This is a genomic window from Chromobacterium sphagni (assembly GCF_001855555.1).
Lineage (GTDB): Bacteria > Pseudomonadota > Gammaproteobacteria > Burkholderiales > Chromobacteriaceae > Chromobacterium > Chromobacterium sphagni.
Genome location: NZ_MKCT01000001.1, coordinates 599,203 through 612,559, shown reverse-complemented (window position 1 = coordinate 612,559; position 13,357 = coordinate 599,203). Strand labels below are relative to the sequence as shown.

The 13,357-nt window shown below is 62.3% G+C and carries 8 protein-coding genes; 5 read left to right on the top strand and 3 right to left on the bottom strand.

What is annotated here, in order from left to right:
- Positions 1–76: 76 nt before the first annotated feature.
- Positions 77–1,873, top strand: coding sequence for a dihydrolipoyl dehydrogenase (gene lpdA, locus BI344_RS02955; protein ID WP_071111457.1), 1,797 nt, complete (start codon positions 77–79; stop codon positions 1,871–1,873).
- 545 nt (positions 1,874–2,418) lie between these two features.
- On the top strand, positions 2,419–2,934 hold the full coding sequence (locus BI344_RS02950; protein WP_071111456.1) for an REP-associated tyrosine transposase: 516 nt from the start codon (positions 2,419–2,421) through the stop codon (positions 2,932–2,934).
- 69 nt (positions 2,935–3,003) lie between these two features.
- Here BI344_RS02950 and BI344_RS22675 read toward each other — a convergent pair whose 3' ends face one another.
- Complete coding sequence (locus BI344_RS22675) at positions 3,004–4,236, bottom strand: ATP-binding protein (RefSeq protein ID WP_083370040.1); 1,233 nt, start codon at positions 4,234–4,236, stop codon at positions 3,004–3,006.
- Between the two features lie 980 nt (positions 4,237–5,216).
- On the opposite strand from BI344_RS22675, the gene BI344_RS02945 reads away from it, so the two are divergent.
- Positions 5,217–5,885 (top strand): BRO-N domain-containing protein, encoded by a 669-nt coding sequence (locus BI344_RS02945; protein ID WP_071111455.1) that lies wholly within the window; start codon positions 5,217–5,219, stop codon positions 5,883–5,885.
- Positions 5,886–5,966: 81 nt separating this feature from the next.
- On the opposite strand, the gene BI344_RS02940 is transcribed toward BI344_RS02945, so the two are convergent.
- Together BI344_RS02940 and BI344_RS23665 are read right to left on the bottom strand one after the other, a co-directional pair.
- Entirely contained in the window at positions 5,967–7,160 is a 1,194-nt protein-coding gene (locus tag BI344_RS02940; protein ID WP_071111454.1) for a GGDEF domain-containing protein, read from the bottom strand.
- A 29-nt stretch (positions 7,161–7,189) separates the two neighbouring features.
- Positions 7,190–7,459, bottom strand: a complete 270-nt coding sequence (locus tag BI344_RS23665; RefSeq protein WP_139166866.1) for a hypothetical protein — start codon at positions 7,457–7,459, stop codon at positions 7,190–7,192.
- Positions 7,460–7,662: 203 nt separating this feature from the next.
- On the opposite strand from BI344_RS23665, the gene BI344_RS02935 reads away from it, so the two are divergent.
- A complete protein-coding gene (locus BI344_RS02935) occupies positions 7,663–9,447 on the top strand; it encodes an autotransporter assembly complex protein TamA (protein ID WP_239690805.1) in 1,785 nt (594 codons plus the stop codon).
- A 12-nt stretch (positions 9,448–9,459) separates the two neighbouring features.
- Positions 9,460–13,275: a translocation/assembly module TamB domain-containing protein gene (locus BI344_RS02930; protein WP_071111453.1), complete on the top strand. Its 3,816-nt coding sequence runs from the start codon at positions 9,460–9,462 to the stop codon at positions 13,273–13,275.
- The last annotated feature ends 82 nt before the right edge of the window (positions 13,276–13,357 follow it).

The window sequence follows — 13,357 nt, the reverse complement described above, 5'->3', positions numbered from 1 at the left end:
GCTCCGCCTTCTCCTTGCCGCTTGGAATACGGCGGAACGCCCGCGCCGCGGGCTTCCGCCCTACGGATGGAAAGCCATGAGCAATCTGATTGAATTGAAAGTCCCGGACATCGGCGGCCACAGCAACGTGGACGTGATCGAAGTCTTCGTCAAGCCGGGCGACGTGATCGCGAAGGACGACAGCCTGATCACGCTGGAAACCGACAAGGCCACCATGGAAGTGCCGGCTGAAGCCGCCGGCACCGTCAAGGAAGTGAAAGTCGCCGTCGGCGGCAAAGCGTCCGAAGGCGACGTGATCGTCATCATCGAAGCCGCCGGCGCAGCCGCGGCTCCGGCAGCGCCCAAGCCGGTGGAAACCGTGGGCGTCGCCTCCGCCACCACCCAGGCCGGCTTCGCGCCGCAAGCCGCTCCGGTAGCCGCCTCGCACAGCGGCGGCGCCGATGTGGAATGCGACGTGATGGTGCTGGGCGGCGGCCCCGGCGGTTACTCCGCCGCCTTCCGCGCGGCCGACCTCGGCCTCAAGGTCGTCATCGTCGAGCGCTACTCCACGCTGGGCGGCGTCTGCCTGAACGTGGGCTGCATCCCGTCCAAGGCGCTGCTGCACAACGCGGCGGTGATAGACGAAGTGAGCCACCTGGCCGCCAACGGCATCAAGTTCGGCAAGCCGGAAGTGGACATCGACATGCTGCGCGGCTACAAGGAAAAGGTCATCGCCAAGCTGACCGGCGGCCTGGCCGGCATGGCCAAGGCGCGCAAGGTGGAAGTGGTGCGCGGCGTCGGCCACTTCCTCGACCCGCACCATATCGAAGTGTCGGTCACCACCGGCAGCGGCAGCGAAACGACCGGCGACAAGAAGGTGGTCAAGTTCAACAACGCCATCATCGCCGCCGGTTCGCGCGTGGTGAAGCTGCCCTTCATCCCGAACGACCCGCGCGTGGTGGACTCCACCGGCGCGCTGGAGCTGAAGTCCGTGCCGGGCAAGATGCTGATCGTCGGCGGCGGCATCATCGGCCTGGAAATGGGCACCGTCTACTCCACGCTGGGCGCGCGCCTGGACGTGGTGGAAATGATGGACGGCCTGATGCAGGGCGCCGACCGCGACCTGGTGAAGGTATGGCAGAAGTGGAACGCCCACCGTTTCGACAACATCATGCTGAACACCAAGACCGTGGGCATCGAGCCCAAGGAAGACGGGGTTTGGGTGACGTTTGAAGGCGCCAGCGCGCCGAAAGAGCCGCAGCGCTACGACATGGTGCTGTACGCCACCGGCCGCGCGCCCAACGGCAAGCTGCTGGGCGCGGAAAACGCCGGCATCGCGGTGACCGACCGCGGCTTCATCCCGGTGGACAAGCAGCAGCGCACCAATGTGCCGCACATCTACGCCATCGGCGACATCGTCGGCCAGCCGATGCTGGCGCACAAGGGCGTGCACGAGGGCCACGTGGCGGCGGAAAATTGCGCCGGCCAGAAGGCCTACTTCGACGCCCGCGTGATTCCGGGCGTGGCTTACACTGATCCGGAAGTGGCTTGGGTGGGCGTGACGGAAGACGATGCCAAGAAGCAGGGCCTGAAGATCGAGAAGGGCGTGTTCCCATGGGCCGCTTCCGGCCGCGCCATCGCCAACGGCCGCGACGAAGGCTTCACCAAACTGATCTTCGACGCCGAAACCCACCAGATCATCGGCGGCGGCATCGTCGGCCCGCACGCGGGCGACATGATAGGCGAGGTGTGCCTGGCGATCGAGATGGGTTGCGACGCGACCGACATCGGCAAGACCATCCACCCGCACCCGACGATGGGCGAGTCCATCGGCATGGCGGCGGAAGTGGCGCACGGCACCTGCACGGACCTGCCGCCGCAGCGCAAGAAGTAAGGTTGGATCGGCGGTCATTTGATCGCCGTCGGATGAAGAAAGGGCAAGCCTGGGGGCTTGCCCTTTTGTTTTGATTGGATTGCATGATGATTGGGTTTTGTGGCGGAAGGCTGCCAAGCAGGTGGTTCGCCTCCACGGGTAGGGTGCGTCACCCCGCAGGGGCGACGCACCGGTTGTTGTGTCGCGGTTTTGTGTCCGCTTCGCGGATGATGATTTTCATGGCGGGGCTGCCCGCCGGGCAGGTCAGGGAGCTGTCTCGCCAGCTCCCCGACACCCCTAGGCGACCCCAACAGCGCGGCGAAACCCCGTCTCCAAAGCCATTCCCAAGGAGCCGCCGGAACTAGCGGGGCGCTAACGTCGCCCCGCGTCGGACAGCCGGCGTCTTAAAACCTTGGGAATGGTTTCGGAGCCGGCTTGCGCTGATGGGGAATGGTGGCGAGTCGGTTCGGTTTTGTGCTCAAGATGGCCTGGGATTCGTTGGCGTGTAGGTTGGCGCTGAGCACAGCGAAGCCCAACGTTTACCGCGGGTGTGCTGGAGGCAGTCCATGCGTTATCGTCGTTCAATGGCAGAAGGCGGCACATGGTTCTTCACTGTCAACTTGGCGGATCGGCGACAAGATTATCTGACTCGCCATATCGACGTTTTGCGGCAGGTTGTTCGCCAAGTGCGAGACCGCCATCCATTTGAGATCGTCGCCATGGTGGTGTTGCCGGATCATTTCCATGCGGTATGGGCCTTGCCGCAGGGCGACGCGGATTACGCGACAAGAATGGCTCTGATCAAGGCGGCATTTTCGCGCAATCTACCCAAAGTCGAACGCATCCGGGAGAGTCGAGAGCGCAAGCGGGAACGCGGCATCTGGCAGCGGCGGTATCGGGAGCATCGGATTCGCGATGAGGCGGATCTGCAGGCGCATGTGGATTATATCCATTACAACCCGGTCAAGCATGGTCATGTGGAGCGGGTGGCGGATTGGCCGTATTCCAGCTTCCATCGCTATGTCAGGTTGGGGTGGTTGCCTGAGGGTTGGGCAGGGGAAGGTGTTGTGGTGCAGTTGTAGGAGTAGGGCGCGGTGAACGTTGGGCTTCTGCGCTCAGCGCCAACCTACGATGGAGCCCAACTTACCGGGTTAAAGGGCATTTCTTTGTTTCAAAGATTTATTGATTATTTTTTCGCAAATTTCATTCGCATTGATTATTTTTATTATCTTCTGATAGGCATCCATACCAAGGGTTAAAAAAATCTTTCCAAACACTTCATCAGCAAAGCTACTGGATATAATATCAATTCCAGATAGATCAATAACGCAGGTGTAACTGTTATGCATATTGATTGGGTTTTGTAATTTTGATCTGACAAATTCCCCTGCTAATCGATTACCAAAAGCAGTACTTTCGTTTTTCATGACAAAATTTATTTTGTCCTCCTTTTCATCTTCATATCGTTTCTCAATCCTTGTCCATGGCGTGTAAGTTTTTCCTTCAAATTTTAATGCATTTTCTAATAAATTTGGGATGGAGAAATCTATTTCAGAAACTATTATTGTCCCATTATATGGTACTTTTGTATTTTTGGTAATCTTGTCTCGGTTATCTGCTTCTAGAAAGGCATTCCCTGATCTGATTTGAAATTTCCCCCCGCTTGCTGTACATATTTGATAGCTGCCAAACAATCCATTTCCCTGTCCTTTTGTTTTGTCTCTAGTGACACCCTCTTCAATTGATTGCATTAAGGCTTCCATGTCCGATTTAATCGTCGGTATGCCTTTTCGAAGAGTTTTGGGAATGCCATCACCTGAGTCACAGACTACAAACGATATCTTTTTTTGTTTGTGATGGAATTTGGAGACTTGAACAAGGCCTCGTCCTGAGTTAGCATGCATCAAAACATTATCTGTAATTTCATTGATCGCCCATTCAAAAGCAACAAAATCACCGCGCTCAATTCCATTGGAACTGGAAAGCAATACATTCACGATATTACTTACGGCATCGGACTGTTGTTGTGTGTTTTCGAATAGGGTAGCTGGAACTTGCTTAAAGCCTTTGAAGTCACTTTGGGCGTGGTTGGATGGATCAATGTGATATGCCCAATTTGTATTTGAAAATAATCGGCTAAGTTTTAAATCGGCAGGAAATATCAAATTGGCATCAATGTCTTTTGTGCGTAGCTCATACATGTAGTCACAAATAGCTAACATAAACTCAGGAGCAACAATTTTTGTATTTGCGAAGTTAAGCATGACATCTCGATATCCGGCTACGCTTGTTGCCTGATGTATTGATGCCAATGCTTCATCTATATCTGATAGATGTAATTTCTCAGGGAATGTTATTTTGTTTCCACTTCGATTGAACTTCATATTCACATTCCATATCTTACCCCTTTGGTCTTAATTGTTAATTTTACCCGACATTTAAAAATAGTTTACTTTTTTGTCAATAGTATATAGTTGGATTAATTTATAATGATTCAGCCGCGTATCTTTACGTGAGCAAAGATACGCGCGCGATTATGGTATTTAATTTTTCTTACTTTTAAAATGACTATCAAATAATAGTTCATGTCAGAATTGTTTCCCATATAAAGATTGCTAAGTATAAATGCTTATAAATATTGCGAATGGATTGGAGTGGCGGTATTTTTATGATTTCGCGTTTAGGACGATTGATTACTATAAAGTTGATAGCTGCAGAACCAAATCGACTTGACACTACTCCCCCATCAGCGCAAGCCGGCTCCGAAGCCATTCCCAAGGTCTTAAGTCGCCATTTGTTTGAGCAGGGCGACGTTAGCGCCCCGCGAGTTGGGCGGCGCCTTGGGAATGGCTTCGGAGACGGGGTTTCGCCGCGCTGTCGGGGCGGCCTGGGGGTGCAGGGGGCTGGCCGCGCAGCCCCCTGGCCCGCCCTCTGGGCGGAACCCAAACGTGATAAAACGACATGTTCCGATCAGAGATACACTGCGGTATCAAGTAGTACAAGCTGCTGATTACGCATCAATACTTAATACATTGACATGCCAGGGGAAGGGGCTTAGTTTGGAGGCTCTCTCAAAGCATAAGCTGCACCCGCCCAGTTCTGGCGGTATCATTACGCCTTCTTTCTAGGCGTGCGTTCGCACGTCGCAAGAGATCAAGGGGGGTGTCGGGTATCCGCAAGGACCCGGACGACTTATGCCGTTGAGAGCGCCCCCACCCCGATACGGTGGATTTCTCATCTCAAAGCATAAGGAGGCCATCATGGCCATGATCAATCGTATTGCTGAGGCGCTTCTTGTCCTCAGTCGCTTCCCGCTACATACCGCTAGTCCCCAAGCATCCAGCCAGCTTGAGGAGGCCCGGTCATGAACCACCACCTCGACCTCTCCGTAAACCTCCCCCTCCGCCTCGACTACGCCAAAAACTTCCCGCTGCGCGTCATCCGCCGCGAGGAGGGCTTCTGGTTCGTCGCCGCCGAAATCGCCGCCTCGATGAAGCAGGAAGTGGAAGACCTGCTGCACACGCTGGAACAACCAGCCGGCCGCTTGCTGCTGCTGGCCGGCGAGGACGAACCGGTGCTGTGCTTGTCCGAAGGCGAGTTGGACGAGGTGGTCAGAAGAATCAAGAAGCCGGGCGCGCGGCGTTTGCGGCGCTGGTGGCAGGAACAGACGCGGCCGGCGCTGCTGCATGAGGGCGGGCCGGCCACCACGGCGGAGAGTCTGCATCTGGCGCTGGCCTTGGCTGCCGAGGCGGCGCAGCAGGTGGGCAGGGCGGTGATGGAGGCGGTGCTGCGCGGCCCCGGGCCTTGGCAGCATTCGCGCTGGGTGGTGGCCCTGGATTACGAGCGCCACAACAAGCAGCGCTGGCCGCATGGCAAGCTGATCGGTCTGACCAGCTCCGTCGCCACGCTGGAGGGCTTGGCGGAGCTGATTGCCGAACCGGGCAGGATGCCGGTGAACAATACCGATCTGGTCAAACTGGCTTCCGCCTGCCATTTGCGGCTGGCGGAACGGATGGGGCGGATGGCCGGTTGATCGTACAGAGGGTTCATGATGCGGGGCAGGCTGGTGGCTGCCCTGTTTTCTGCGGCTGAGCGGCTGGTTTGGCTAAGCAGCCTAGCGCCCTTCGCCCTTTCCCGCAGGCGGCTCCACCCCCACTACCCGGTCGCGGCCGCCGTCCTTGGCCTGGTACAGCGCCTTGTCCGCCCGCGCCAGGGTGTTGTGGATGCGCTCGCCTTCCGCCCACAGCGTGACGCCGACCGAGAAGGTCTGGTTGTCAGGCAGGTTTCGCCGCAGCGAGTCGATGCGGGTCATCGCTTGCGGCAAGTCGCAGTCCATCAGCGCCAGCACGAACTCCTCGCCGCCGAAGCGGGCGAACAGGTCCGATTGCCGCATCCGCGACTTGATCAAAATGGATACTTCCCGCAGCAGGCGGTCGCCTTCCGGGTGGCCGTGACTGTCGTTGAATTGCTTGAAATGATCCAGATCGAACAGCGCCACCGCGATCGGCTGGCGGTAGCGCTTGGCTGCGGCCAGCATCATTTCTATCTGGATGTCCCAGGTACGGCGGTTGGGCAGCTGGGTCAACTCGTCGGTGCCGGCCAGCGACTCCAGCTTCTGCATCAGGCCGCGCATCTGGCTCAGCCATTTGTGCAGCAGCCGGACCAGCAGGATGCCCATGGCGCTGGCGATGATCCACATCACCAGCATCATCCAGCGGGCGACGATGCCGTAGGAGTTGGATTGCGCCACTTTCTTCATCAGGTCCAGCGTGATGGATACCGCCAGCGCGTTGGTGTTTTGCGAGATGTGGTTGAAGATCTGGATCTCCTCGCCCATCACCAGATTGGACGCCTTGTCGCGGGCGGCGGGCGCGCCGCTGCGGTACATGGCGATGATCTGGGCGTCCAGCGCCATGAAGCTGTCGAAATCCTGTTGCACGCTGTCCAGCAGGTTGCGCTGGTCGCCGGCCAGCGGCATCGTGCGCAGAACGTGAATGTCGCGGCGGAAATTGCTGGCGGAGCGCAGGAATTCGGCGCGGGATACGGCGTCGTTGCCGGCGGCGCCATCGACGTGGCGGATGATGTCGAAGGCGTAGCCGGTCTGCCAACCGTTGAGGTCGGCGGCGTCGAACTTTACCGCCATCGCCGCCTGGGCGATGGAGATGTAGTCGACGATCTCCGACCGGCCGTTTTCCTCCAGCTTTTCGATGTAAAACGACAGCACTGGCAACAGGCCCATGCAGATCAGGATGGGAGCGGCCACCATAATGGTCTTCAGGATGATGCCCTTGTCGCTTTTGTCGAACATGGCGGCCTCGCCGAAGTTTTAACGGACATTCACAAGCTTTGCGCGCAAGACGAGGCGGTGCCGATGTTTGCCCGGCCGCAGCGGCCGGCCGCAAGGCGGATGGCGGCGGGCTGGAGCCTGCCTGATTCACGATAGATGGTTTTGCCGTGGTCGCGGGCCGGGACGCGGAAATGTCCCGTTTTTGCTAAACCATCGACGCCAAGCATGCCGTATGGCCATGGCTTCGGCATGACGACGCGGTTTGCCGCGTGATGGCCGTTGCGAGCGACGATGCGGGCAAGACGGTCGTTGCGGGCCATGGGACTGGGCGCCGCCGGTGCAAGTGAACGGTTGCGGTTGGGTCCGCATGGACGAGGCGCGGATTTTCATGGTTTCATCATATTGTCCGCCATTGAACTACCTGATGCGCGCGGCTGTCTGACACCCCTTGTTCGACAATCGTTTGCCGTCGCCAGCCCGACCGACTTCCGTTACCATGCAGCATTCCCCAATGAACCGGACCATGCCAAGCGCTTCCCTCGTTTTCGACCGCCCGCATCCCCTCCGCCGCTGCGTCCGCAACGGGCGGCTGCTGGCGTTGGCGGCCTACCTGCTGGCCGCCCAGGCGCAGGCCAAACTCGACTACACGGTGGAGATAGACGCGCCGTCCAATCTGGCGCAGTTGTTGCGCGACAATCTGGAGCTGGTGGAAAACCAGCAGGATCCGGATATCGACCAGAGCTGGCTGGAGGCGCTGGTGAAGAGCACGCCCGACGACGCGAAGAAACTGCTGGAGACCGAAGGCTATTTCGGCGCCAACGTGGATGTGGCGCTGCAGAGCGGCAACCGGGTTAAGGTGAGGGTCGTGCCGGGCGAGCCGGTGCTGATCGACGATGTCACCATCCGCCTGGATGGCCCGATCCGCCAGGAGAGCGACTATCAGCAGCGCTTCGCCCAAGTGCTGGAGGCCTGGTCCTTGCCGATGGCCGCGCCGTACCGGCAGACCGATTGGGACGTCAGCAAGCGCGCGGTATTGCGCAAGGTGCAGGCCGACCGTTTTCCCAAGGCGCGCATCGTCAGCAGCGAAGCCAGGATAGATCCGTCCACGCGCCGAGCCGTGCTGGAGGTGGTGGTGGACAGCGGTCCGCTGATCCGCTTCGGCGCGATCAAGGTCAACGGTCTGAAGCGCTATCCGGAAAAACTGGCCACCGGCATGGCCGATTTCAATTCCGGCTCGCCCTACCAGCAGGACAAGCTGCTGGCTTTCCAGTCGGCGCTGGAGCAGTCGCCGCAGTTCTCGTCGGTGATCGTCAGCGCCGATTTCGACCACATCGCCGACAACCGCGTGCCGGTGACGGTGGATGTGGTGGAGCTGCCGAAGAAAAAGCTGGAACTGGGTCTGACCTATGATTCCGACGTCGGACCCGGCGTGCGGGTGGGCTACGACCACTACAATCTGTTCCAGCAGGGCTGGACCGGCTCGGCCTTGATCGACTGGAAGCGCGAGCAGCAGTCGCTGAGTTTCGGCCTGGGCTTCCCGCGCGAGTCGGACGGCTATTCGCACTCCCTCACCAGCTCGTTCAAGTCGGAAGACGTGCAGGGCGTGAAGACCAAGACCATAGACGCCGGCGCCTGGCGCCTGCGCAGCCGCGGCAATATCGAGGCGCGGATGGGGGTGGAGTTCCTCAAGGAAAGCGCGGAGGCCGGCGGCGTCACCTCCAGCGACACCCACGTCACCCAGCTGGTGTACGGCTGGACCCAGCGCGCGGTGGACGACTTGATGCGGCCGCGCAACGGCTATCTGCTGGATGGCCAGTTGTCCGGCTCGCTGGGCGCGCTGGCCTCTTCCACTTCCATGGTGCGCGCCTATGGCCGCGCGGTCGGCTACTGGTCGCCCTTCCCCAAGTACGGCACCTTCGTCGCCCGGCTGGAGCTGGGTCAGGTATGGGCCAAGGAGGGCGCGCAAGTACCTTCGGCGCTGCTGTTCCGCGCCGGCGGCGCCAATAGCGTGCGCGGCTACGATTACCAGAGCCTGGGCTTGCCCGGTCCCAATGGCTCGGTGCTGGGCGGCCGGGTGGTGGCTACCGGCAGCGTGGAGTACCAGATCCCGGTAAAGCCGGACTGGTATCTGGCGCTGTTCTCCGATGCCGGCAATGCCGCCGACAGCTGGAAGGGCTTCCAGACCATGCGCGCCAACGGCGTGGGCGTGCGTTGGATGAGCCCGGTGGCGCCGCTGTCTTTCGATATCGCCAAGGCGGAGGGGGACGGCAAGATACGCTGGAACCTCAGCCTGGGCCTGGCTTTCTAGACCGCTGCAATCATGAGCGAAAATCTAAACCATACCCCCGAAACGCCGGAAACCGCGCCCGCCGCGCCGGTCCGGCCGCGCCGCTGGCGCATGGCGTTCTCTTGCCTGGCGCTGCTGCTGGCGCTCTTTCTGGCCGCGCTGGGCTGGCTCAGCGCCAGTCCGGCCGGTTTCGCCTGGGCGCTGGGCCAACTGGGCAAGCTCACCGGCCAGCAACTGAGCGTGGGCGCGGCGCAGGGTACGCTGTGGCAGGGCTTCACCCTGCGCGACATCCGTCTGCGCAGCGCCGCCGACGACGTAGACATCGAATCGCTGCGGCTGGACTGGCTGCCGGCGGCGCTGTGGCGCGGCGAAGTGCACGTCCGCCGGCTGGCGCTCGGTCATGTGCGGGTGCTCAGCCGCCCGGCGCCGGAGCAGAAGAGCGCGCCGTTTGAAGCGCCGCGTTCGCTGGCGCTGCCGTTCCGGCTGAAGGTGGACCAACTGAGCTTGGCCAGCCTGACGCTGGAGCCGGCGCATTTCAGCCTGTACCGGCTGCAGGCGGCATACGATTACGACGGCGCGCGCCACCGGCTGCAATTGCAGCGGCTGGACTCGCCCTGGGGCGAGGCGCGCGCCGGCCTGACCCTGGCCGCCGCATCGCCGTTCGCCTTGTCCGGCCAATTGGCCGCCAGCGGCGAGCTGGAGCAGGTGCCGGTCAAGGCCAGGCTGGACCTGTCCGGCAATCTGCTCAAGCCGTCCTTCTCCGGCGAGATGGACGGCAAGGGCGTCAGCGTGGACCTGAGCGGCGCGCTGCGGCCCTTCGACGCCAATCCCTTCAACCGCCTGGTGCGGCTGGACGCCCGCGTCGGCAACATCAATCCGCAAGCGATACTGCCCAGCTGGCCCAAGGCGCGGCTCAGCTTCGCGGTGTTCGCCGAGCCGGACGCCGGCCAGCGGGTGAAGGGCGGGCTGACGCTGGTCAACACCGATCCCGGCCCGCTGTCGGCGCAGCGTCTGCCCTTGTCGCTGCTGGTGGGCGAATTCCGCGCCGACGAGCAGGCGCTGGAGCTCTACAACAGCCATGCCGAGCTGGCCGGCGGCCGGCTGGGCCTGTCCGGCGAGATCAGGCCGGACCGGCTGAAGCTGGCGCTGGATCTGGACCGGCTGGCCTTGCGCCAGCTGCACGCCTCGGCGCCGGACGATGCGATCAGCGGCCGCGTGACCGCCGAAGGCGAGTTCAGCGCTCCGCGCTTCGACGCGCAGCTGAAAGGCAAGTGGCTGCAGGCCAGCGCGCTGGCCGAGCTGAGTGGTGGCAAGCAGCCGGCGCTGCTGTTGAAGAAGCTGGAGCTGGGCGCCGGCAGCGGCGTGGTCAGCGCCAACGGCAAGCTGAGCCTGTCCGGCAAGCGGCTGTTCGAACTGAACGGCAAGCTGGGCCACGCCGACCCGTCGCGGCTGCTGGACAGCCTGCCCAAGGGCGACCTCAACGCCACGCTGAAAATGGCCGGCCAACTGGCCGAGCCGATGGAGGTGGGCGCCAAGCTGCAGTTCGCCCCCAGCCGGCTTTCCGGCGCGCCGCTGTCCGGCAGCGCCAGCGTGCTGCTGGGCGAGACGCGGCTGAAACAGCTGCTGCTGGACCTGAAGCTGGCCGACAACCGGCTGCAGGCCAGCGGCAGCTACGGCGTGGCAGGCGACAAGCTCAAGCTGGCGGTCAACGCGCCGAATCTGTCGCTGCTGGGGCCGGGTTTCGCCGGCACCGTGCAGGGACAGGGCGAGCTGGGCGGCGTGCCCAAGGCGCCGCTGCTTAACGCCAAGCTGCAGGCCGAACGCTTGCGGCTGCCCGGCGGAGTCACGCTACAATCCATGCAGTTCGCCGGCAACATCAAGGCCGACCAGGCCAGCCCTTTCCAGCTGAGCCTGGACGTGGCCGCGTTGCAGGTCGGCGATTTGCGCGCCGAACAGCTGCATGCCCGCTCGGCCGGCACCCGCGCCCGCCACAGCCTGCAACTGGACGGCCGCTTCCATCTGGAGCAGCAGAATTACGCGTTGCAGCTGGCGGCGGCGGGCGGACTCAGCCTGGACAACCGCTGGCAGGGCAGCCTGCAGAAGCTGGAGTTGGCTGGCAAGCCAAGTCTCAGCCTGCAGGCCCCGGCTGATCTGGCGCTGGGCGCCGACGGCCAAGTCAAGCTGGGCGCCGCTCGCCTGGCGCTGCTGGGCGGCAATCTGAACCTCGCCGAGCTGACGCGCCAGGCGGGCGGCGCGCTCAGCAGCCATGGCAGCGCGCGCGGCCTGCGCCTGAGCGAGCTGGGTCCGTGGCTTAAGCTGCCGGTGGAGCAGAACCTGCAATTCGACGCCGACTGGAGCCTCAATCCTGCCGGGATCGGCCAACTGGCGCTGTGGCGCAGCGGCGGCGACGTGCAGTTGCCGCTGGAAAAGGGCAGGCATGTCGCGCTGGGCCTGAAGACCGCGCGGGCGGAATTGAAGCTGGACGGCAGGCAGCTGGCCTTCAATGTCAGCCTGGACAGCCGCTTTGCCCAGGCCCAGGGCCAGGGCAGCCTGCCATGGAACGGCGGCCGCATCGACGGCCATACGCCGTTGTCCGGCACGCTGCGCGCCAGCCTGCCGTCGCTGGCGGCGCTGGCGGAGCTGACCGGCCCGGGGCTGGAGCTGGCCGGGCAATTGTCGGCCAACCTGGAGCTGAGCGGCCCGCTGCAGATGCCGCAGGCGCAAGGCCAGATACGCGGCGACAAGCTGAAGCTGGCCGACCGCCGCACCGGGGTGTCGTTGGCCGACGGTAGCCTGCTGGCGCGGATGGACGGCCGCCGGCTCACGCTGCAGCAGCTGCGTTTCATCAGCGGCAAGGGCGAGGTGAACGCCAGCGGTTCGCTGGATTTCAGCGATGCCCAGCCCGACGCCCGGGTCAAGGTGACGCTGCAGAAATTCAGCGTGTTCGACCGGCCCAACCGCCGGCTGGTGGTGTCCGGGGAGAGCGAGCTGGCCTTCGTCGGCGGCAAGTTGTCGCTGACCGGCCGCATTCGCGCCGACCAGGGCCGGGTGGGGCTGCCCAAGCTGGGCGCGCCTGATCTCGGGGCCGATGTGGTGGTGCTGGGGCGGCCGGCGGCCGAGCCTTCGGCCTTCGCCGCCATGCCGCTGACGGTGGCGCTGGACCTGGACCTGGGCGAGCGCTTCCGTTTCTCCGGCCAGGGGCTGGACGTCGAGCTGTCCGGCCTGGTGCACGTCAGCGCCAATCCGGGCGAGGCGCCGGCGGCCAGGGGCCAGGTCAAGGTGGACAAGGGCCGTTACAAGGCCTACGGCCAGGATCTGGACATCACGTTCGGGGCCATCACCTTCAACGGCCCGCTGGACAACCCGCTGCTCAATGTCCAGGCCAAACGCCGGCTGTCGCCGGTGGGGGCGGGGGTGGAGGTCAGCGGTTCGGTGGCGGCGCCCAAGGTGCGGCTGATCACCGACGACCCGATGACCGACAAGGACAAGCTGGCCTGGCTGGTGCTGGGCCGCGCCGCCAGCGGCGACCGCGACAACAACGATCTGGCGGCCTCGGCCGGCATGATGCTGGCCGGCTCGATCAACGATCACATCGGCCTGTTCGACGACCTGGGTGTATCCAGCCGCAAGGAGAAGACGTTGGCCAACGGCACGGTGAGTCCGGCGGAGCAGGTGGTGACGGTGGGCCGCCAGCTGACGCGCGAGCTTTACCTGGGCTACGAATACGGCATCAGCAGCGCCGACCAGGCGGTGAAGCTCGCCTACCAGCTGTCCAAGGGCTGGTCGGTGGTGTTGCGCGCCGGCACCGCGATGTCGGCCGAATCGCGCTATACGCTTCGTTTTGATTAGTAATGTCTAGTTATTTGACCTTGTTGCTGTTGGCAGATGCTAAAATGGCCAGATAGTACAAGGTAGCAGGCCGCAGTCGGCT

What these genes read in the sequence shown, in the direction of transcription:
- lpdA (WP_071111457.1), top strand. Translation starts at nt 77, where the DNA reads ATGAGCAATCTGATTGAATTGAAAGTCCCGGACATCGGCGGCCACAGC.
- BI344_RS02950 (WP_071111456.1), top strand. Translation starts at nt 2,419, where the DNA reads ATGCGTTATCGTCGTTCAATGGCAGAAGGCGGCACATGGTTCTTCACT.
- BI344_RS22675 (WP_083370040.1), bottom strand. Translation starts at nt 4,236, where the DNA reads ATGAAGTTCAATCGAAGTGGAAACAAAATAACATTCCCTGAGAAATTA.
- BI344_RS02945 (WP_071111455.1), top strand. Translation starts at nt 5,217, where the DNA reads ATGAACCACCACCTCGACCTCTCCGTAAACCTCCCCCTCCGCCTCGAC.
- BI344_RS02940 (WP_071111454.1), bottom strand. Translation starts at nt 7,160, where the DNA reads ATGTTCGACAAAAGCGACAAGGGCATCATCCTGAAGACCATTATGGTG.
- BI344_RS23665 (WP_139166866.1), bottom strand. Translation starts at nt 7,459, where the DNA reads ATGGCCCGCAACGACCGTCTTGCCCGCATCGTCGCTCGCAACGGCCAT.
- BI344_RS02935 (WP_239690805.1), top strand. Translation starts at nt 7,663, where the DNA reads ATGCCAAGCGCTTCCCTCGTTTTCGACCGCCCGCATCCCCTCCGCCGC.
- BI344_RS02930 (WP_071111453.1), top strand. Translation starts at nt 9,460, where the DNA reads ATGAGCGAAAATCTAAACCATACCCCCGAAACGCCGGAAACCGCGCCC.